Here is a 20,173-nt window from a genome sequence, read left to right on the forward strand (position 1 = left end):
ACTGTAATTTTTTCTGGAAAAAGTTCTTGTGCTCGTATGTAAAAAATATATGAAAACCATTGGAGATTGTATTAAAAATACATTTTATTAATATGGAAATTTATGTTACAGCTCATTAATCGTATATTACGAATGCTTTGTAATTGTGTGATTTCTAAAAATTCTAAAAATCTGTTGCTATAATGAAAATACGAAAACAAAGCAAATGGAGGCTATTCATGAAAAAATTATTAAGTATAGCAACAGCAGCAGTTTTTGGTCTTGGGATTTTTGCAGGTTCTGCTAAAGCGGAAACAATTGTAACAACAGACGTATTAAATGTTAGAGAAAACCCAAATGTAGAGTCAAAGCTTGTAGGTAAAGTGTTAAGTGGGAATACACTAGATGTTATAAATACAGAAAATGGATGGACAAAAATTAAGTTGAACGGTAAGGAAGCGTTTGTAAGTGCTGAGTTTACAAAGAGCACATATTATGTAACGGCGGGCGTATTAAATGTTCGTGCTGGAGCGAATACTGATTCTGAAATTTTAGGTAAACTTAATAAAGGTGATGTGATTGAAACGACGAATCAAGTTCAAAATGAATGGTTACAATTCGACTACAATGGAAAAGTCGGATATGTTCACGTGCCATTTTTAACAGGAACGGCACCTGTAATTGAAAAGAAAGAAGTTGTAGCTCAAGAAGAAGCGCCGGCTAGAACAAATACGCCGGTTAAAAATAATACAGCAGTTAAGAATAAAGAGTCTGTTAAGAGTAACGATTCTATTAAGAAGGTAGAATCAAGTAAACCTGTGGTAAAAGAAAAGCCGGCTGCAAAACCAGTTGCGAAATCTACTGAAACAAGTGCGCCGACTGGTGGTCGTGAAATTACAGTAGAAGCGACGGCATATACAGCAGATCCGAGTGAGAATGGTTCGTATGGTGGTCGTGTATTAACTGCAATGGGGCATGATTTGACAGCAAATCCAAATATGAAAGTAATTGCTGTTGATCCGAAAGTAATTCCGCTTGGCTCAAAAGTATGGGTAGAAGGATATGGAGAAGCGATTGCTGGAGACACTGGTGGTGCGATTAAAGGAAATCGTATTGATGTATTAGTCGGTTCAGATGGTAGTGCTAATAGCTGGGGGCGCAAATCTGTAAAAGTGAAAGTTATACAATAGGTTATCGATATTAATATAAAAAGCGGTTGCTTGAAATTATGTAAGCAGCCGCTTTTTATGGATTATTGAAATGGATAAATAGTTTTACCTGTAATAATTTTATATGCACTGCAAAATTGCGTTTGTATATATTCTGTATTTTTATTTTCTACATGTAATGTTGTTTCATGGAGAGTAGAATGAAAAGCCCGTAGTAAACAATTTAGGGCGAAGTATAATTCCTCTTGTGAACAATTTTGTTCTTTTGTAGAAGTAGCTAAAATGAGGTCTTTTGTCAAAGATGAAAAATTGATGGTGGATTGTTTCATAGTTAACTCATCCTCTCGAAACTATTTTTATCATGTATATGCAGAATTGGACAAACTATGTTCTTTTTTATATGTAATTTCATGTACCGAAATGAAAGAACTTGCAATCATGCCGTTAAAATTGGTAAGATTGGGTATAATCAATAGATGGAGTATATTACATAAAGAGAGTTGAATGATATGGGAGAATTGCAACGTGAAAAAGTTGCTGTCATCATTGGACCAACTGCTGTTGGAAAGACGAAGTTAAGTATCGATCTTGCCAAAGCGTTGAACGGTGAAATTATTAGTGGTGATTCCATGCAGATCTATCGAACGATGGATATTGGAACTGCAAAGGTAACAAAAGCAGAGATGGACGGAATTCCACATTATATGGTCGATATAAAAAATCCGGAAGATTCATTTTCTGTCGCGGAATTTCAAGAACGTGTTCGCAAGCATATTCAAGAAATTACAGAACGTGGTAACTTACCAATTATAGTTGGTGGAACCGGTCTTTATATACAATCTGTTTTATTTGATTATCAGTTTACAGATGATGCTGGTGATGTGATATACCGAGAGCAAATGGAAAAGTTAGCTTTAGAACGCGGTGTGGAATATGTACATAAAAAATTGCAAGAAGTAGATCCAGAAAGTGCAGAGCGTATTCATGCAAATAATGTACGACGTGTCATTCGGGCGTTAGAAATTTTCCACACGACGGGTGAAAAAATGAGTGACCAAATTGAGAAACAAGAAAAAGAGTTACTCTATGATGTTTCATTAATTGGCTTGACAATGGATCGAGAAATGCTATACGATCGCATTAACTTACGAGTGGATTTGATGATGGAACAAGGCCTATTAGAGGAAGTAGAAGGGCTGTATAATAGAGGGATACGAGATTGTCAATCTATTCAAGCGATTGGATATAAAGAAATCTATGATTATTTTGAGAATCGAGCCTCTTTAGAAGATGCGGTATCACAATTAAAGACGAATTCGCGTCGTTATGCAAAGCGTCAATTAACGTGGTTCCGTAATAAAATGGATGTCACGTGGTTTGATGTTACAGACGGTGAAAAAACGTCAGAAATTTTACGATACATAGAAGGAAAGTTACAAGTAAAGTCGAATAATAGTAAGTAGAGAAAAAGAGGAGGATTCGACATGAAGCAATCAATCAATATTCAAGATCAGTTTTTAAATCAACTCCGTAAAGAAAATACGTTTGTTACGCTGTACTTATTAAATGGTTTCCAGCTTCGTGGACTAATTAAAGGATTTGATAATTTTACAGTCCTACTGGAAACAGAAGGTAAGCAACAGCTTATTTATAAACATGCAATTTCTACATTTGTACCACAAAAAAATGTTTCAATTGAATTAGAATAGTAATGAATTATTGTACATAACAAAAAAAGAGCGAGTTTCTCGCTCTTTTTTTATTTGTCATAAACAATATATAGTGAAATTTAAGCGATTCTAAATACAGTAAGGCGGATGTTAGTATTTCCTGTCGCAGGAATCGTAATCTCATTAAGAGTAGATTGGACAGAAATTCTTGCACCAGCTACTAATGTTTCGATTGTAGTAAATGAAAGTGAGTCGCCTATTAAATTTGAAGAGAAATTATCAGTTGCGACTGCTCCATTAATTGAAATTCCTACTCCGAGTGGAGCGCATCCTGGCGCAGTTGTAGAAATGGATACGCTAATTACATAAATACCACCGTTGATAACAGTAACTGTATCTGTGCCGTTGAAGATAATATTGTTTACGTTAATTGCAGTACTAAAAATAAAGTTATTAAATTGCAGTACTGTTTGCTGAATATTGTTTGTTACAACAATTGTTGCTACAGGGAAGCTAGGTCCAGTTGGCCCAGTAGGTCCGGTAGGCCCACCAGAAGGTCCAGTAGGTCCAGTAACTCCTATACCAGTAGCGCCGGTAGCACCCGTTGGTCCTTGAATGCCTTGAGGTCCGGTAGCGCCGGTAGCACCCGTGTTACCTTGAACACCTTGAGGTCCAGTGGCACCAGTAGCACCTGTGTTACCTTGAACACCTTGAGGTCCAGTGGCACCAGTAGCGCCTGTGTTACCTTGAACACCTTGAGGTCCAGTGGCACCAGTAGCGCCTGTGTTACCTTGAACACCTTGAGGTCCAGTAGCACCCGTGTTACCCTGAGGCCCCTGAGGTCCAGTAGGTCCAGGAGGCCCGCCAGAAGGTCCGGTAGGTCCGGTAACTCCTATACCAGTAGCGCCAGTGGCACCCGTAGCACCCGTAGCACCTGTGTTACCTTGAACACCTTGAGGTCCAGTAGCGCCGGTAGCACCAGCAGGTCCTTGAACACCTTGAGGTCCAGTGGCACCCGTAGCACCCGTAGCACCCGTGTTACCTTGAACACCTTGAGGTCCAGTAGCGCCGGTAGCACCCGTGTTACCTTGAACGCCTTGAGGTCCAGTAGCACCCGTAGCACCTGTGTTACCTTGAACACCTTGAGGTCCAGTGGCACCCGTAGCACCTGTGTTACCTTGAACACCTTGAGGTCCAGTAGCACCAGTAGCACCTGTGTTACCTTGAACACCTTGAGGTCCAGTGGCACCAGTAGCACCTGTGTTACCTTGAACACCTTGAGGTCCAGTAGCACCCGTAGCACCTGTGTTACCTTGAACACCTTGAGGTCCAGTAGCACCAGTAGCGTAGCACCTGTGTTACCTTGAACACCTTGAGGTCCAGTGGCACCAGTAGCACCTGTGTTACCTTGAACACCTTGAGGTCCAGTAGCACCCGTAGCACCTGTGTTACCTTGAACACCTTGAGGTCCAGTAGGCACCCGTAGCACCGGTAGCACCCGTGTTACCTTGAACACCTTGAGGTCCAGTAGCACCAGTAGCACCTGTGTTACCTTGAACACCTTGAGGTCCAGTAGCACCCGTAGCACCTGTGTTACCTTGAACACCTTGAGGTCCAGTAGCACCCGTAGCACCTGTGTTACCTTGAACACCTTGAGGTCCAGTAGCACCCGTAGCACCTGTGTTACCTTGAACACCTTGAGGTCCAGTAGCGCCAGTAGCACCCGTGTTACCTTGAGGCCCCTGAGGTCCAGTAGGTCCAGCACCCTATACCAGTGGCACCTGTGTTACCTTGAACACCTTGAGGTCCAGTTGTTACCTTGAACACCTTGAGGTCCAGTAGCACCAGTAGCGCCTTGTTAACACCTTGAGGTCCAGTGTTACCTTGAGGCACCAGTAGCAGCCCGTAGCACCTGTGTTACCTTGAACACCTTGAGGTCCAGTAGCACCAGTAGCACCTGTGTTACCTTGAACACCTTGAGGTCCAGTAGCACCTGTAGCACCGGTAGCACCCGCAGGTCCTTGAGCGCCTGTATTGCCGGTAGCGCCTGTGTTACCTTGAGGCACCCTTGAAGACCTTGAGGTCCAGTAGCACCCGTAGCACCTGTGTTACCTTGAACACCTTGAGGTCCAGTAGCGCCAGTAGCACCCGTACCTTGCACCTTGAGGTCCAGCACCAGTAGCCCCGTGTGTTACCTTGTTACCTTGAACACCTTGAGGTCCAGTAGCACCTGTAGCGCCGGTAGCACCCGCAGGTCCTTGAGCGCCTGTATTGCCGGTAGCGCCTGTGTTACCTTGAGGCCCCTGAGGTCCGGTAGCACCGGTAGCAGCAGGTCCTTGAGCGCCTAGCCGGTAGCCCTGTGTTACCTTGAGGCCCCTGAGGTCCAGTAGCGCCGGTAGCGCCTGTGTTACCTTGAGGTCCCTGAGGTCCAGTAGCGCCCGTGTTACCTCGAGGTCCAGTGGCACCAGTAGCGCCTGCTGGTCCAGTAGGCCCAGTAGGTCCGGTAGGTCCTTGAATGAACGAAGCAGAATTAACTAGAGCAGTTTGTAATGCTGCTATTAATTTAAGAAGCTCTTGAAGTGTGCAAGGGTCAATTCGGAATAATTTTGTAATGTATAGTAAATAGTTAATGAGATTTTGAAGTTCAATAAATACAGCGCTTGCTACAAAGGTTGGATTTCTTAATATAGTTATTAAGTTTTTAATAATAGCTAACCCTTGTGCTTTCAGGGAGGAAGTAGCGTCTAGTGAACAAATAAATTTACTTAGTAGGTTCAATGTATCGATTAGATCTTCAATGTTTTGGGGAGATGGATTTGCGAAAAGTTTTGGGATTATTTTTGTTAAATCAATAATAATCGCACGAAATGTTCTAAGTTGAGCTTTAGTAATTGGGATTGATGGAGTATTTGGGATTCGTCCGGCGCTACTTGGAAAGCATGGTTTGGAGAATTTGTTTTGACTGTCGTTATAACGAGACATTAAATCTCTCCTTTCTCATGAAAATGTGAACGAAACTCATCATAGTAGATGCAGAAATTAGTTAAATGGTCATAGTAAAATCGTTTGTTTAAAGAAAAAATAGAAAAAACGCCTTACAATAAGGCGTTTTTTCTATTTTCTGCGTATTGATAATATCGCTTTAATGAAATTTTTGATTTGAATCCAGCGAGTTTTATAATTTCTGATTCAGGAGTTTCTTTTTTTATTAAGTTTAAAATATAGGTGTTACGAAAATGTTGTCCTGAAATTCCTTTACGTAAATTGGCTCTAGCCACTTCGAGGCGAATCATTTTTTGTATAGCAATTTCCGTTAATGCCTTTGGTGCATCATTTTCATATACCCACCTGTATGTTCCGCGGTTAAAATCAAATGCGACAAACAATGAATCATCACTATGATACTTAGGACGAACTGGTTCTGGGATACTTTTGTAATAATTATATAGTTGTTTTTTGTCTTCTTTTGCTAATGTAATTGTTCTTTCTACACCTGCGGTTGCTGGGATTGACAATGTGTTAGTTTCAAAGTGAACGTGATGCATTGTTAATGCTGTAAGTTCCTGTAAGGATAAACCGTAGTCGATCAATAAATTTAAAATGGCGATATTGCGATCCATTAATAAAGGGCGCACAGGAAGTTGTTTTTCTGAAAGTCCTTCTAATGAAGTGACTATATACTTTAATCTTTTTTCTTCATCAGGTGAAATGAAATCTTCGTTACGAAGTGTACGGTCTGGTTGAATAGATATTTCCATATTCTTCAATGGATTGGGAATGTTTAGAAAGTGATGCATTCTATTTAGTACAGTAAATACACGATGCATCGTTTTTTCTGAGTAATGTCGATTCGTTTTTAAATCGGAAAAGTAATCTTCGTAGTCTTTTGTACAAAGTGTAGCCCATATATTACTGGAAGGGAGCTTTTTGTTTTTTTCTAACCAATGTCCGAAGTCTTCAACGTCATAAACATAACGTTTAATAGTTGAAGGTTTTCGGCCTTTATTCAATAAAAAAATAGAAAAGGCTTGTATTGTATCATGGAATTCCGTTGTATCCATAGTCCCACCACCTTAATTATTTCTTATATTATAGCAAACTTTTCTGAAAATAGGCATTTACAAGGGGGACAGGAATAATAATATTTGGTGAGTGGATAAAGTGAAACTATAATCAGTGGGGATTTTGTTCATCCTCTGCGATTATTAGTTGAACCAATCGGGCATTTACGGGCTTAAATACCAAGCGTTTGCTGAATGTCGAGGTGGGAGTCTTACTGCCCGCAAATAGCGGGATAAAATGAGGTGATTGTATGGAACAATCGATGCGAAAGAAAAACAACAATCAAATTAATATTGTGTTAAACCATCGAAAGAAAATTTCTTTGCCAGCCACAGAAAATAAAACGGTAATTTCAAATGAAACTACAATTAAACATGAAATGCTGCAGAGAATTGAAGAAGAGATGGGGAAGCTTGTTGGGATGGATGATATAAAAAAGATAATAAAAGAAATATATGCTTGGATTTATGTGAATAAAAAAAGACAAGAGAAGGGATTGAAGTCTGAGAAGCAAGTACTTCATATGTTGTTTAAAGGGAATCCGGGTACAGGGAAGACAACTGTTGCTAGAATGATAGGGAAATTGCTGTTTGAGATGAATATTCTATCGAAAGGCCACTTGGTTGAAGCTGAACGTGCTGATCTTGTAGGAGAGTATATCGGCCATACAGCTCAAAAAACAAGAGACTTAATAAAAAAAGCAATGGGAGGTATTTTGTTTATTGATGAGGCTTATTCTTTAGCTCGAGGAGGAGAGAAGGACTTTGGAAAAGAAGCAATTGATACGCTTGTAAAACATATGGAAGATAAACAACATGGTTTTGTATTGATTTTAGCTGGATATTCAAGAGAGATGAATCACTTTCTTTCATTAAATCCAGGGCTGCAATCTCGTTTTCCATTTATTATTGAATTTGCGGATTACTCGGTAAATCAGCTATTGGAAATTGGAAAGAGAATGTATGAAGATCGTGAATATCAGTTATCGAAAGAAGCTGAATGGAAATTTAGGGATCATTTACATGCGGTGAAGTATTCGTCGCAAATTACATCGTTTAGTAATGGGCGGTATGTACGGAATATTGTTGAAAAATCAATTCGTACACAGGCGATGCGGTTGTTGCAAGAAGATACGTATGATAAAAATGATTTAATTGGAATATCGAGTATGGATTTGATGCTCGAAGAGGAGACGCACAGTACATAAACTGTGCGTCTATTTTTGTGTATAAGTTCGTTTACTCTTTTTTTGCTTTTTCTTGGTGCGCTTTATGGAAGCGTTCCATTTTAGCGCTCTTTTCGTGTGCTGAATTAGGGTCGTGTCCAAATTGGTTTACTGAACTTTTTTGAGCTCCTTTATTAACGTGGTTTGTCATTTGTATTCACCTCACTTTAAAAATTAGTATAAACATTATATAAAGAAAAAATCGTTAGAAAAGAAAAACCTCTTTACGATATGTAAAGAGGTTAGATTGCTATTTATGCATTGAACGTTCTTTCGTTTCGATACGTCTGTGCGGTAAATGCCATTTGTAATGAATAGAAACCATGCGGAAGCAAACAATTAAAATGAATAAAATGTAAAGAGCCCAATCGCTAACAATAATTTGAGCGCCAATTAAGAAACCTGCTAAAATTGTCCAAAAGGCATATACTTCAGCTCGAAGAACGAGAGGTTTTCTGCGGGCTAAAAGGTCGCGAATGATACCGCCGCCGATACCAGTTAAAACAGCTGCCACGATTGTGGCGCTAATTGGTAAATTTAATTTTTGAGCATATAATGCTCCTTGTACAGCAAATGCTGATAAGCCGATAGCGTCAGTGATATTTTCCCACTTTTTCCAATGTCTAATTAACTTATTTGGAAAAAGAAAAATAATAGTCATTGATAAAAGTGCGATTTGGAATAACATGTCTTGTTGCCAAAACGCGACAATCGGATAACCGATTAATAAATTACGAAGGGCACCTCCCCCAAATGCGGTTGCCATTCCTAAAATATACACCCCGAAAATATCATAATCCTCTTCCATTGCAACAATGGCTCCGCTTAGTGCGAAAGCGATTGTGCCTATGATGCTAAAAATCTCCCATGCCATGAATTTTCTCCCCCGCTAACTAGATGAAATGTGCTTCCTCTGCTATTATATTAGAAGGTTTAAATTTCGAAAAGGATGAGTGAACATATTTGATGGAAGAAAAAGAAAAAGTCATATTAGTAGGCTGTCAATTGCCGCAAGATGATGATGAAAAATTTATGCATTCCATGAAAGAGCTTGCATCACTAGCTAAGACTGCGAGAGCGGAAGTGTTAGTTTCAACAACGCAAAAACGACCAAAGTTTCATCCGGCAACTTACATAGGTAAAGGGAAATTAGAAGAGCTTACAATGCTAACTGAAGAATTAGAGCCGGATGTTATTGTATTTAATAATGAATTAACGCCGAGTCAAATTCGGAATTTATCCTCAGTATTAGATGCGAGAGTAATTGATCGAACGCAACTAATACTAGATATTTTTGCGCAACGTGCGAAGTCGAGGGAAGGTAAGCTTCAAGTAGAATTAGCTCAGTTGCAATATACAATGCCACGTCTTATGGGTCAAGGGTTGTCCTTATCACGTCTTGGTGGTGGTATTGGAACGAGAGGACCGGGTGAGACGAAACTTGAGACGGATCGTCGTCATATTCGATCGCGTATTGATGAAATAAAGAAACAACTTGCAGTTGTTGTGGAACACCGAAAAAGATATCGTGAGAGAAGAAAAGACAATAAAGTATTTCAAGTTTCATTAATAGGCTATACAAATGCAGGGAAATCGACACTGTTTAATAGATTAACGGAAGCTAATACGTTTGAAGAAAACCTTCTGTTTGCAACACTAGACCCAACGACGAGGAAGATGCCGTTACCTTCTGGTTATACAGTATTACTAACTGATACTGTTGGTTTTATACAAGATTTACCCACTTCATTAATTGCTGCTTTTCGTTCAACACTGGAAGAAGCGGGGGAAGCAGATGTTATTTTACATGTAGTTGATTCTGCGGATCCTAACTACATAGGGCATGAAAGAACAGTAAAACGATTATTATCAGAACTTGAAATTAATCATATTCCTATTATTACGTTATATAATAAAAAAGATGAATTACATCAAAACTTTATTCCGTTTCCGAAAAGTGATTTCTTAATGACTAGTGCTTTTGAAGAAAGTGATTTATTGCGTATAAAAGAAGCGATAGAAATGAAAATGAAGAAAGAAATGGATCGTTATCGAGTAGAAATCCCTCCGAGTGAAGGTAAGTTATTAACGCTTTTAAAGACGGAAACGCTATTAGCAAAGATGGAGTTTCTGGAAGATAAATTTGTATATGATTGTGCAGGGTATATTTTTACTCATTCATCGCTTAATGTGCAATTAAAGAGATTTTTAGTGGAAGAAGGAGAAAATAAAAATGTTTGATCGTTTGAAAAATGGAGAAAAAATTGCTCCAATCGTAAAAGAAGTAGAGAGTCAGATTACAGAAGTACATAAACGTGCGGATGAAGTAATTGAAAGTAATCAGTTTCGTGTATTAGAAAGTTTTCGTAAACATAAAATTAGTGACTCGCATTTTATCCCGACGACAGGTTATGGTTATGATGATATTGGCCGTGATTCGTTAGAAAAAGTGTATGCTGATGTGTTTGGAGCGGAAGCTGGACTTGTTCGTCCGCAAATTATTTCAGGTACTCACGCTATTTCTACAGCGTTATTCGGTATTTTACGTCCAGGAGATGAGTTATTGTACATCACTGGAAAACCGTATGATACGTTAGAGGAAATCGTTGGCGTGCGTGGGAAAGGTGTAGGTTCATTTAAAGAATATAATATTGGTTACAATGCAGTTCCGCTAACTGAAGGTGGGCTTGTTGATTTTGAAGCTGTTGCAGCAGCTATTCATAGTAATACGAAAATGATCGGTATTCAGCGTTCGAAAGGTTATGCTACTCGTCCATCGTTTACTATTTCTCAAATTAAAGAGATGATCGCGTTTGTTAAAGAAATTAAACCTGATGTTGTTGTGTTTGTAGATAACTGTTATGGTGAGTTTATTGAAGAGCAAGAGCCGTGTCATGTTGGTGCAGATTTAATGGCGGGTTCGCTTATTAAAAACCCAGGCGGGGGAATTGTAAAAACTGGTGGTTACATTGTCGGTAAAGAACAGTATGTTGAAGCGTGTGCATATCGTTTAACATCTCCGGGAATTGGTGCGGAAGCTGGAGCGTCTTTATACAGTCTGCAAGAAATGTATCAAGGGTTCTTCTTAGCGCCACATGTTGCAGGGCAAGCGCTGAAAGGTGCAATTTTTACAGCTGCGTTTTTAGAAAAGTTAGGAATGAACACGTCACCAGCGTGGAATGCACCAAGAACAGACTTAATTCAATCTGTTCAATTTGATGATAAAGACCGTATGATTGCCTTCTGCCAAGCGATTCAATATGCATCTCCAATTAATTCGCATTTTACTCCGTATGCAAACTATATGCCAGGTTATGAAGATGATGTAATTATGGCGGCGGGAACGTTTATTCAAGGTGCAAGTATTGAATTGTCTGCTGATGGTCCGATTAGACCACCGTATGTTGCATATGTGCAAGGTGGATTAACGTATTCGCATGTTAAAATTGCGATTTGTTCTGCGATTGATGAATTGATTGAAAAGAATTTATTAACAATTTCTTAAAGGGGAGCTGTCGATATCGGCAGCTTTTTTCGTATAAAAGTAACGATTTATGCGATTAGAAAAAAGAATGAAAAAATTTATAAAAAAATCATGTAAGAAAAGCTAACATCTATTGACACTAAACATAACATGTTATAAAATGAGAAGCAGTTAAGGCGAAGGAGGAACTGAAAAATGAAAGAAGATAGACGTTCTGCCCCGCTGTTTCCAATTGGTATTGTTATGGATTTAACACAATTGTCTGCACGTCAAATTCGCTACTATGAAGAGCATAATCTTGTTTCTCCAACCCGTACAAAGGGGAATCGTAGATTATTTTCATTTAACGATGTAGATAAGTTGTTAGAGATTAAAGATTTGTTAGATCAAGGCTTGAATATGGCTGGTATTAAGCAAGTGTTACTAATGAAAGAAAATCAAACAGAAGCAGTGAAAGTAAAAGAAGAAACAAAAGAAATTTCAAAAACTGAGCTTCGCAAAATACTTCGAGATGAACTACAACATACAGGTAGATTCAATCGAACTTCATTGCGACAAGGTGACATTTCAAGATTTTTTCACTAAAGATAACTGATTCTGAAGGCGATTAGAGGGACTAAGGAGGAATTTATAATGTCTAGATACACAAAAGAAGATATTTTCCGTTTGGCGAAAGAAGAGAATGTAAAGTATATCCGTTTACAATTTACGGACCTTTTAGGGGTAATTAAAAACGTAGAGATTCCAGTGAGACAATTAACGAAAGCTCTTGATAACAAAATGATGTTTGATGGATCTTCGATTGAAGGTTTCGTACGTATTGAAGAATCTGATATGTATTTATATCCTGATTTAGACACTTGGGTAATTTTCCCTTGGACAGCTGAAAAAGGTAAAGTAGCTCGACTAATCTGTGATATTTACAATGCAGATGGCACTCCATTTGATGGAGACCCACGTAACAACTTAAAACGTGTGTTAAAAGAAATGGAAGCTTTAGGATTTTCAGACTTCAATCTTGGACCAGAGCCAGAATTCTTCCTATTTAAGGTTGATGAAAAAGGAAATCCAACATTAGAATTAAACGATAACGGTGGATACTTCGACCTTGCGCCGATGGATCTAGGGGAAAACTGTCGTCGTGATATCGTTCTTGAACTTGAAGAAATGGGATTTGAAATTGAAGCATCTCACCATGAGGTTGCTCCAGGACAGCACGAAATTGACTTTAAATATGCAAATGCAATTCGCTCATGTGATGACATTCAAACATTCAAACTTGTTGTAAAAACAATTGCTCGTAAACATGGTTTACACGCAACGTTTATGCCAAAACCACTATACGGTGTGAACGGTTCAGGTATGCACTGTAACTTATCATTATTTAAAAATGGTGAGAACGTATTCTTTAATGCAAACGGTGACTTACAATTAAGTGATGATGCTCGTCACTTCATCGCAGGTATTTTAAAACATGCACCAGCATTTACAGCGATAGCAAACCCAACTGTAAACTCATACAAACGTCTAGTACCTGGATATGAAGCGCCTTGTTACGTAGCGTGGTCTGCACAAAACCGTAGCCCGTTAGTACGTATCCCTGCATCTCGTGGTATTAGTACACGCGTAGAAGTACGTAGTGTTGACCCAGCTGCAAACCCATATTTAGTAATGGCTACATTATTAGCTGCAGGTCTTGATGGAATTAAAAACAAATTAACTCCACCAGCTGCAGTAGACCGTAACATCTATGTAATGACAAAAGAAGAGCGCGAAGAAGCAGGTATCGTTGACTTACCAGCAACATTAGCGCAAGCGTTAGTTACATTACAATCTAATGAAGTAGTATGCGGTGCACTAGGAGAACACTTACTTGAGCACTTCATCGAAGCGAAAGAGATTGAGTGGGATATCTTTAGAACACAAGTTCACCAATGGGAACGCGATCAATATATGTCTCTATACTAAGAGGCTTGAACCCTTGATACAACTCGTATCAAGGGTTTTTTAATTCCCTATTATTACAATTTTATATGGTTGCAAAATGAAAAACAGCCACATAAAAGCCAACAATTAATAACAAGTAGTGATATCATAGAAAAACATTATCAGATAAATGTAAGTTTTATATAATTTGTGAAATGAAAAAGCCTTGATACTACGGTATCAGGGCTTTTTTAGTGAAGTTATTGGATATGTTAACTACTAGATAATGGATTGTTTTTGGTTATTTTGAATCATGTTACTAAGAAAATCTTTTCAAAAGAATCGATCTTATCTTTTTTAAAAATCACTTGTGCTATGACTTAATAATTCTTTACTGCCTGTACAACGCGACCAATGATTTTTACATCTTCAGCTGAAAGATCGTAAGTTTTTGGTTCGTGGATAGGGTCATTACTCAATGGTATTAAAGTAATGATGCTTCCAGATTTTGAAATCTTTTTCACGGTAGCATCATAACCATTGACTTTTACAACAGCAATTTGTCCGTTTTCAACATAAGGAGTTTCCTCTACTAAAACATAAGAACCATCAGGGAATTCGAGATTCATGCTAGTGCCTTTTACAGTAAGGTAAAAATACTTTTTACGCTTGTTTAAAAATGTACTTAGCATTGGTAAATAGCCTTCGATATTTTCTTCAGCGAATATAGGTGTACCAGCTGCTACAGAACCAATGATAGGAATATGAATAATATTTGATTGATCGTTTTGGATGGTTTCATAAATAGAAACTTCTTCTTTAACAGTATTGTCCTCTTGGGTTGCGAGTTTTTCTAAATCATCAGTAGTGATTCCTAATCCCTTACAAACTTTTATTACATTATCAACAGATGCTTTACCAATCCCTCTTGATAACATGGATTGCAGTGTTGTGGGGGGGAGACCTATTTTTTCGGCGAAGGCTCTTTTGCTATAGCCAGCTTCTTTTATTAAGCGTGTTACAACCTCTGCTTTTTTCATTACTTTCACCATCTTTCGTATTAAAATGTATACGATATTGCGTATTTCTGTATATATCATAACCTAACTGAATTTGTTAGTAAATAGAAATGTATACGAAATTGAGTATTTAAATACGTTTTTTTTGTTGACTAAATACGAAATTGAGTTTATATTTAAATGGAAATGAACGCAATATCGTACATAAAATAGGTGGTGAGTCGATGTATCCGAATTTGCGTGCAGAGATGGCGAGAAAAAGAATTATGATTACACAAATTTCTTCGCATCTGAAACTTCGCCACGCAACAGTGAGCGACAAAATAAATGGTAAATTTCGTTTTTATTATGATGAAGCTTTTGAAATTAAGAAAACTTTTTTTCCAGAACATAATTTGGAATATCTTTTTGAATTTGAAGAAAACGAAGCGAATTGAAATCGGAGGAGAATTGCTTAAAATGGATAACCGAATTATTGAATAATGACTTAATAAAAGGGTTCATATTATAGTATTTATATTAAATTTCGATAATTAGTTAATCTGTAAAAAGAAAGCAACGAATTATGCGTAGTGCGAAATTATCTCAATACAATAAAGATAGTTCAAAATTAGTAGTGAGGAGGAGGTGAGGATGGGGCAATTAACTGACTCATCAGTACATAGTTCATTAGTATTTGAAGTTAATGGCAAAGTAGTAACGGATAGTTTGGTAATTGCAAAGATATTCAAAAAAGATCACTTCGACGTTTTGAAGGAAGTTCGAAAACAAATTGTATATGTAGATGAAGAGTTTGGAGGAGAAAATTTTCACGAGTCCACTTATGTTAATTCAAAGAACAGGCGGATCCCTAAATATGATTTAACAGAAGAAGCATTCACGTTACTTGTTATGGGATATACCACTAGAGAAGCGGTTGGAATGAAAATTAAATTTATGAAAGAGTTCAAACGAATGAAGCAGTATATACAAAATCAACAAAATGTGCCAAAGGATCCAATGGGGGTTTTAAAGTTAACATTTGCTGCGTTAGAAGGGCATACTCAGGAGATACAAGAGATTAAGTCTGAGGTGAAGGAATTGCGAGAAAATACGCCGCTTTATGCTATTGAGTGTGAAGAGATAATAAGGGCTGTAAAGAGGTTAGGTGTTATGTTATTGGGAGGTAAAAATTCAAATTCTTATCAGGATATCGGCCTTAGAAGAAAGTGATATAGAGATATTTATAGTCAGTTACATCGGGAATTTGGTGTGAATAGTTATAAAGCTATTAAACGTTATCATTTGGATAGAGCGATACAAATTATTAATGAAGAATATTCAATTCCAACTGTTTTAAATGAAGAAATTACAGTTAAAAACTCACAAATAAATATGGCAGAAATTCAGTAGGAGGAAAGAACATGCAAAGAAAGATTTTAGTCATTACTAGCAGTTTAGCAGGACTACCAACTGTCAGTGAATTTAAAACAAAAGAAGATGCAAAAGAGCAGGTTAGAAAGCTTATTCAAAAAGGAGTGAGTCAAAATGTGATTCGTATAACACAAGAAATTCCTATGAATATCGAAATTCAAGTGGATGTTGAATTTGAGGAATAAGAGAGGTTTAGGAGAAAATTGATATGGATAGCATAATTGTTTTGAATGAATGTATAAGAAAAGAATCCGTTGCAGCGGATTCTATAAGAAAAAATATCTCTAGATAAGTATACCATTGAATACCGTTTTTGAGAATTTATGAGGTGGCTAATATGGGAATTATTCGAGTGAAAAAAGATAGTAATTATTCCGTTATAAATAATACTGGTTTAAAAGATGAAAGGTTGTCTTGGAAAGCGAAAGGAATCTTAGCCTATGCGCTTACATTACCAGACGATTGGACTTTTCATATTAGCGAATTAGCTCGACATGCTAAGGATGGAGAAGATTCGCTCCGTACAGGTTTTAAGGAATTAAAAGAATTAGGTTATGTAAAACGTTATCCTGTTCGTGATGGGAATACCAAAAAAATTACAAGGTGGGATACGGAAATTTACGAAACGCCACAAAGGAACATGCCACAAGTGGAAAACCAAGATGTGGTAAAGCCATATGAGGAAAATCAAGCACTACTAAATACTAATAGAATAACTACTAATAAACGAAATACTAATATACAAAATACTAATCATTATGATGATATTGATAAATTAGATTCTTGTGTATCCAGCAATGAGAAGGTTAAAGTAAGTTGCAACTTTATTAAGGGGACGGGCATTCCGTTAAGTGAAATTGCAATTGCAGAGTTGGGGGATTTTTGTAATTTGTTTAGTGATGAATTAATTCAGCATGCAATTAATAAAGCCGTTGATGAGAATGCACCAAGATGGAACTACATTAAGGCTATATTGAGGAATTGGAAGGAGCAAGAAGTTAAAACATTAGTTGATGTGGCCATACTAGATAGACGTTTCGAAATGAGCAAGAAAAAGAAATATAATGGGATAGGTAGGAAGTATTCAAATAGAAAAGAGATTGTACCTGATTGGTTATACAAAGATGATGAATCAACAAATCAAGAAGAGGAAAGAAAAATCGTGCAATCTACTGATGAAGAGCGTGAGAGATTACAAGAAGTGTTAAATAAATATAAGTCATAAGAAAAAACGTTAGATGATTTTGTTATTTTGAAATATATTACCTTAATAAAAAATAATACATTTATATTCTTTAAAGATTCCCGATGCATAGTGAACAGTATTATAAAGATATTAGTGAATGTTTGGATCAAGTATGAACCATTTGTAATTTCAGTTTATTTCTTAAAGTTCTATGGGAACTGTTAGAAGTTTTTTCAAAAGGATTCAGGAATTAATTACAATATCTGAATTCTAAAGATGTAAGGAACTTATCAATAGAGGGTAAAAAAATGTTAGGAAAGGGTTGTGTTTATAAAATGAAAGATAATTTACAAGTAATAAAGATTGAAAAAGTTAATAAGCATATTCATTCTATTAAATTAGTATTAAGAGACTTTGTAAAAAGAACGGAAGTGGGTGAATCGGTAAGTGTTCGAATGGCTCAAAGATTATAAGAAGTTAGAAGAAGAAATTACTTATTTAGAATACAACTTAGATAAATCAAAAGCCGAATTGAAGCGTTGGATTAGTGGTGATTTGCAAAATGTACGATTAAACGCTGAATCGGAAGGGGCTAAGGTAGAAGGACGAATTGAAGTAATTGAATATGAATTAGCTTATAAGATGAATGAAGAGTATGATTTAAAGCTTTTAATTAATAAGTTTACAGGACTGGATCATCAAATACTTAAAATGAAATATGTTGATGGAATGACTTTAGAACAAATAGCGTTTGAATTACATTATAGTACAGGCTATATCCGCCGAAAACATGCTGAAATAAGAAAGATTGTCAAGTTTTTAGATGGGTTTTAATGTTACCTTTTTGTAGGATACATGCAGTGTACAGAAAGTATTGAAAAAGTGATTTATGGTAGTAATATAAGATTTCGACGAAAGGGCAACTATTTTTATGGTTGCTCTTTTTATTGTGAAAGAAGGTGAGTAACATGAAGTGATTTTATAGATAAATGGGCATTTGGCTTCCGGTTATATTTAGTAAAGTAGTAGGTTTACAGGCGAAAATAATAGCAAATAAGGAGATGTTTAATGATGAATTTATTAGCTGCTTCAGTCAAAACAAAGAATTTGCCACAACAAGTGTTACGTTGGCAATCAATGGTAGAAAGTGAATGTTCCGCACAAGGAGTACCTGAGTTAGTTCCTTACGTACTTGGAATTATTATGGTGGAAAGTGGAGGGAACTCTGAAACAACCCCCGATATTATGCAGTCCAGTGAATCACAAGGTTGGCCAATGAATACAATTAAAAATCCTAAGGATTCAATTTATTACGGAGTAAAGCATTTAAAGGGAGCTTTTGATGATGCAAAGAAAAATGGTATTACAGATTTAAGTGCCATTGTTCAATCGTATAATTTTGGACGAGCTTACCTTCGCTGGTTAGCTTCTAACAATAAACAGCATTCATTACCGGTAGCAGATTTGTATTCTAAAACAGTTGTTGCTCCATCACTCGGAAATACAACTGGTGCTATGGTGAAATATAGTCACCCTATCGCTGTTGCCTACAATGGTGGTTATCGATATAAAAATGGGGGGAATTTCTTCTACTCTGAAATTGTTAAGCAATATGTTGATTTTAACGGAGGAACTGATGGTGGTGACAATAAACCGTTACAACCAAAAGGACTAGGAATCGCAACGTCTAAATACCCAGAAGGATCGGGTATCAATTTATATAGTGGCCCTGGAAAAGATGCTTGGTTCACAGGTCATGTCATTAATACAAAAATGCCATATTTAATTATAGATGCTGCTTGGTATGGTGGGAATGAAAATATGTTGTGCCTAGGTTGGGAAGCATGGGCGAAAGAAGAACACTTTGAAGTAGAGTGGTTCCATGCTTATTCAAAATATCCAGCAGGTTATGGTATTAACACATATGATGGCCCAAATGGAAATTATAAAGGAAATGTAGATGGATCTTATCCATATGGCGTTTTTGCGAGAAAAGATGGCTATATCGATATTGGACAAAATACATGGGTAAAAGAAGAACATTTTAATGTAAGGTAATAACAAAGGGTTTCTTATTCTGCGATTATAAATATTAAATTTAAATATAAAGAAAAAATGTTATGAAAGGGTGCTTTTTTAAGTGCCTTTTTATATCACTTATAAATAGGAAGGAAGATTATTATGGCGAAATTTATTTATCCAACCGATACAACGAGAGTAACAAGTGGTTTTAGGGGGAGTAGACCAGATCATCATGGGATAGATCTGGCTGAATCGGGTTATCATCCGATTTATGCAGCGGCTAGCGGACGAGTTAGTCGTTCTTATGTTTCATCTAGTTATGGTGAATGTATTATGATTGTGCACACTATTGATGGGGTTACATGGGAAACAGTATATGCTCATATGCGTAGCGGTTCTCGAACGGTGAAAGAAGGTGATTATGTTACGCAAGGACAAACTATTGGAGTTATGGGTAGCACGGGAGAAGTTACTGGTCAACATCTACATTTTGAATTGCATAAAGGGTCTTGGAACGTTAATAAGAGTAATGCTGTGAATCCATTAGATTACTTAGGAAAAGGAGACGGTGGTGGTACAACAGATCCTTCTAATAAACCACTACAACCAAAAGGGCTAGGTATCGCAACGTCTAAATACCCAGAAGGATCGGGTATCAATTTATATAGTGGCCCTGGAAAAGATGCCTGGTTCACAGGTCATGTCATTAATACAAAAATGCCATATTTAATTATAGATGCTGCTTGGTATGGTGGGAATGAAAATATGTTGTGCCTAGGTTGGGAAGCATGGGCAAAAGAAGAACACTTTGAAGTAGAGTGGTTCCATGCTTATTCAAAATATCCAGCAGGTTATGGTATTAACACATATGATGGTCCAAATGGAAATTATAAAGGAAATGTAGATGGATCTTATCCATATGGGATTTTTGCAAGAAAAGATGGTTATATCGATATTGGACAAAATACATGGGTAAAAGAAGAACATTTTAATGTGAGATAAGGATATTAGAGTAGGG

Annotated in this window: 20 protein-coding genes and 2 pseudogenes; 16 read left to right on the forward strand and 6 right to left on the reverse strand. The window is 37.1% G+C overall.

The features are described 5' to 3' along the window. Positions 1-218: 218 nt before the first annotated feature. A complete protein-coding gene (gene entD / locus N2V92_RS16420; protein WP_000735454.1) occupies positions 219-1,169 on the forward strand; it encodes a cell wall-binding protein EntD in 951 nt (316 codons plus the stop codon). 62 nt (positions 1,170-1,231) lie between these two features. On the opposite strand, the gene N2V92_RS16425 is transcribed toward entD, so the two are convergent. Next, positions 1,232-1,477, reverse strand: a complete 246-nt coding sequence (locus N2V92_RS16425) for a hypothetical protein (RefSeq protein WP_000814430.1) — start codon at positions 1,475-1,477, stop codon at positions 1,232-1,234. A gap of 180 nt (positions 1,478-1,657) precedes the next feature. On the opposite strand from N2V92_RS16425, the gene miaA reads away from it, so the two are divergent. Both miaA and hfq read left to right on the forward strand, forming a co-directional pair. Beyond that, complete coding sequence (gene miaA, locus N2V92_RS16430; RefSeq protein WP_000504289.1) at positions 1,658-2,611, forward strand: tRNA (adenosine(37)-N6)-dimethylallyltransferase MiaA; 954 nt, start codon at positions 1,658-1,660, stop codon at positions 2,609-2,611. 21 nt (positions 2,612-2,632) lie between these two features. After that, positions 2,633-2,857, forward strand: a complete 225-nt coding sequence (gene hfq, locus N2V92_RS16435; protein WP_000813896.1) for an RNA chaperone Hfq — start codon at positions 2,633-2,635, stop codon at positions 2,855-2,857. 80 nt (positions 2,858-2,937) lie between these two features. Here hfq and N2V92_RS16440 read toward each other — a convergent pair. Both N2V92_RS16440 and N2V92_RS16445 read right to left on the reverse strand, forming a co-directional pair. Then, positions 2,938-5,800, reverse strand: a pseudogene (locus tag N2V92_RS16440) (Gly-Xaa-Xaa repeat protein). 113 nt (positions 5,801-5,913) lie between these two features. Next, positions 5,914-6,879, reverse strand: a complete 966-nt coding sequence (locus N2V92_RS16445) for a tyrosine-type recombinase/integrase (RefSeq protein ID WP_000381624.1) — start codon at positions 6,877-6,879, stop codon at positions 5,914-5,916. Positions 6,880-7,130: 251 nt separating this feature from the next. Between N2V92_RS16445 and spoVK the strand changes: the two genes are divergently transcribed. After that, positions 7,131-8,087, forward strand: coding sequence for a stage V sporulation protein K (gene spoVK / locus N2V92_RS16450; RefSeq protein WP_000438196.1), 957 nt, complete (start codon positions 7,131-7,133; stop codon positions 8,085-8,087). Positions 8,088-8,118: 31 nt separating this feature from the next. Here spoVK and N2V92_RS16455 read toward each other — a convergent pair whose 3' ends face one another. Both N2V92_RS16455 and N2V92_RS16460 read right to left on the reverse strand, forming a co-directional pair. Next, on the reverse strand, positions 8,119-8,256 hold the full coding sequence (locus N2V92_RS16455; RefSeq protein ID WP_000181505.1) for a hypothetical protein: 138 nt from the start codon (positions 8,254-8,256) through the stop codon (positions 8,119-8,121). A 99-nt stretch (positions 8,257-8,355) separates the two neighbouring features. After that, positions 8,356-8,979, reverse strand: a complete 624-nt coding sequence (locus N2V92_RS16460) for a trimeric intracellular cation channel family protein (protein WP_000312267.1) — start codon at positions 8,977-8,979, stop codon at positions 8,356-8,358. A 92-nt stretch (positions 8,980-9,071) separates the two neighbouring features. On the opposite strand from N2V92_RS16460, the gene hflX reads away from it, so the two are divergent. From hflX to glnA, 4 genes are all read left to right on the forward strand, one after another. After that, entirely contained in the window at positions 9,072-10,346 is a 1,275-nt protein-coding gene (hflX, locus tag N2V92_RS16465) for a GTPase HflX (RefSeq protein ID WP_000391414.1), read from the forward strand. Next, the gene (locus tag N2V92_RS16470; RefSeq protein ID WP_000460287.1) at positions 10,339-11,610 is read left to right on the forward strand and encodes a methionine gamma-lyase family protein; all 1,272 of its coding nucleotides are present in this window, start codon (positions 10,339-10,341) and stop codon (positions 11,608-11,610) included. The genes hflX and N2V92_RS16470 overlap by 8 nt, the downstream gene beginning before the upstream one ends. Before the next feature lie 174 nt (positions 11,611-11,784). Then, positions 11,785-12,174, forward strand: a complete 390-nt coding sequence (gene glnR / locus N2V92_RS16475) for a transcriptional repressor GlnR (protein WP_000656783.1) — start codon at positions 11,785-11,787, stop codon at positions 12,172-12,174. Positions 12,175-12,222: 48 nt separating this feature from the next. Next, entirely contained in the window at positions 12,223-13,557 is a 1,335-nt protein-coding gene (gene glnA, locus N2V92_RS16480) for a type I glutamate--ammonia ligase (protein ID WP_016077367.1), read from the forward strand. Between the two features lie 338 nt (positions 13,558-13,895). On the opposite strand, the gene N2V92_RS16485 is transcribed toward glnA, so the two are convergent. After that, positions 13,896-14,555 carry a LexA family protein gene (locus N2V92_RS16485; protein WP_000708856.1) on the reverse strand — a complete coding sequence of 220 codons (660 nt, stop codon included), beginning with the start codon at positions 14,553-14,555 and terminating at the stop codon, positions 13,896-13,898. A 203-nt stretch (positions 14,556-14,758) separates the two neighbouring features. Between N2V92_RS16485 and N2V92_RS16490 the strand changes: the two genes are divergently transcribed. The 8 genes and pseudogenes from N2V92_RS16490 to N2V92_RS16525 all read left to right on the forward strand — a co-directional run bounded on the left by N2V92_RS16490 (position 14,759) and on the right by N2V92_RS16525 (position 20,157). Continuing rightward, positions 14,759-14,971, forward strand: a complete 213-nt coding sequence (locus tag N2V92_RS16490) for a hypothetical protein (RefSeq protein WP_000283430.1) — start codon at positions 14,759-14,761, stop codon at positions 14,969-14,971. Between the two features lie 196 nt (positions 14,972-15,167). Continuing rightward, a pseudogene (locus N2V92_RS16495) lies at positions 15,168-15,926 on the forward strand (ORF6C domain-containing protein). 11 nt (positions 15,927-15,937) lie between these two features. Beyond that, positions 15,938-16,132 (forward strand): hypothetical protein, encoded by a 195-nt coding sequence (locus N2V92_RS16500; protein WP_001189066.1) that lies wholly within the window; start codon positions 15,938-15,940, stop codon positions 16,130-16,132. 152 nt (positions 16,133-16,284) lie between these two features. Next, complete coding sequence (locus tag N2V92_RS16505) at positions 16,285-17,172, forward strand: DnaD domain protein (protein ID WP_000511422.1); 888 nt, start codon at positions 16,285-16,287, stop codon at positions 17,170-17,172. 269 nt (positions 17,173-17,441) lie between these two features. Then, positions 17,442-17,606: a hypothetical protein gene (locus N2V92_RS16510; protein WP_000900737.1), complete on the forward strand. Its 165-nt coding sequence runs from the start codon at positions 17,442-17,444 to the stop codon at positions 17,604-17,606. Beyond that, positions 17,581-17,967, forward strand: coding sequence for a hypothetical protein (locus tag N2V92_RS16515; RefSeq protein WP_000464432.1), 387 nt, complete (start codon positions 17,581-17,583; stop codon positions 17,965-17,967). The genes N2V92_RS16510 and N2V92_RS16515 overlap by 26 nt, the downstream gene beginning before the upstream one ends. A gap of 237 nt (positions 17,968-18,204) precedes the next feature. Then, positions 18,205-19,191 carry a lysozyme family protein gene (locus N2V92_RS16520; protein ID WP_033668930.1) on the forward strand — a complete coding sequence of 329 codons (987 nt, stop codon included), beginning with the start codon at positions 18,205-18,207 and terminating at the stop codon, positions 19,189-19,191. Positions 19,192-19,314: 123 nt separating this feature from the next. Further along, entirely contained in the window at positions 19,315-20,157 is an 843-nt protein-coding gene (locus tag N2V92_RS16525) for a M23 family metallopeptidase (protein ID WP_001051376.1), read from the forward strand. Positions 20,158-20,173 lie beyond the last annotated feature (16 nt).

The sequence above is a fragment of the Bacillus sp. CH_48 genome (genome assembly GCF_038008465.1).
Taxonomy (GTDB): Bacteria; Bacillota; Bacilli; order Bacillales; family Bacillaceae_G; genus Bacillus_A; species Bacillus_A thuringiensis_S.

Excerpts from the sequence above, each read along its gene's own strand:
- entD (WP_000735454.1), top strand. The coding sequence starts at position 219 with ATGAAAAAATTATTAAGTATAGCAACAGCAGCAGTTTTTGGTCTTGGG.
- N2V92_RS16425 (WP_000814430.1), bottom strand. The coding sequence starts at position 1,477 with ATGAAACAATCCACCATCAATTTTTCATCTTTGACAAAAGACCTCATT.
- miaA (WP_000504289.1), top strand. The coding sequence starts at position 1,658 with ATGGGAGAATTGCAACGTGAAAAAGTTGCTGTCATCATTGGACCAACT.
- hfq (WP_000813896.1), top strand. The coding sequence starts at position 2,633 with ATGAAGCAATCAATCAATATTCAAGATCAGTTTTTAAATCAACTCCGT.
- N2V92_RS16445 (WP_000381624.1), bottom strand. The coding sequence starts at position 6,879 with ATGGATACAACGGAATTCCATGATACAATACAAGCCTTTTCTATTTTT.
- spoVK (WP_000438196.1), top strand. The coding sequence starts at position 7,131 with ATGGAACAATCGATGCGAAAGAAAAACAACAATCAAATTAATATTGTG.
- N2V92_RS16455 (WP_000181505.1), bottom strand. The coding sequence starts at position 8,256 with ATGACAAACCACGTTAATAAAGGAGCTCAAAAAAGTTCAGTAAACCAA.
- N2V92_RS16460 (WP_000312267.1), bottom strand. The coding sequence starts at position 8,979 with ATGGCATGGGAGATTTTTAGCATCATAGGCACAATCGCTTTCGCACTA.
- hflX (WP_000391414.1), top strand. The coding sequence starts at position 9,072 with ATGGAAGAAAAAGAAAAAGTCATATTAGTAGGCTGTCAATTGCCGCAA.
- N2V92_RS16470 (WP_000460287.1), top strand. The coding sequence starts at position 10,339 with ATGTTTGATCGTTTGAAAAATGGAGAAAAAATTGCTCCAATCGTAAAA.
- glnR (WP_000656783.1), top strand. The coding sequence starts at position 11,785 with ATGAAAGAAGATAGACGTTCTGCCCCGCTGTTTCCAATTGGTATTGTT.
- glnA (WP_016077367.1), top strand. The coding sequence starts at position 12,223 with ATGTCTAGATACACAAAAGAAGATATTTTCCGTTTGGCGAAAGAAGAG.
- N2V92_RS16485 (WP_000708856.1), bottom strand. The coding sequence starts at position 14,555 with ATGAAAAAAGCAGAGGTTGTAACACGCTTAATAAAAGAAGCTGGCTAT.
- N2V92_RS16490 (WP_000283430.1), top strand. The coding sequence starts at position 14,759 with ATGTATCCGAATTTGCGTGCAGAGATGGCGAGAAAAAGAATTATGATT.
- N2V92_RS16500 (WP_001189066.1), top strand. The coding sequence starts at position 15,938 with ATGCAAAGAAAGATTTTAGTCATTACTAGCAGTTTAGCAGGACTACCA.
- N2V92_RS16505 (WP_000511422.1), top strand. The coding sequence starts at position 16,285 with ATGGGAATTATTCGAGTGAAAAAAGATAGTAATTATTCCGTTATAAAT.
- N2V92_RS16510 (WP_000900737.1), top strand. The coding sequence starts at position 17,442 with ATGTTAGGAAAGGGTTGTGTTTATAAAATGAAAGATAATTTACAAGTA.
- N2V92_RS16520 (WP_033668930.1), top strand. The coding sequence starts at position 18,205 with ATGAATTTATTAGCTGCTTCAGTCAAAACAAAGAATTTGCCACAACAA.
- N2V92_RS16525 (WP_001051376.1), top strand. The coding sequence starts at position 19,315 with ATGGCGAAATTTATTTATCCAACCGATACAACGAGAGTAACAAGTGGT.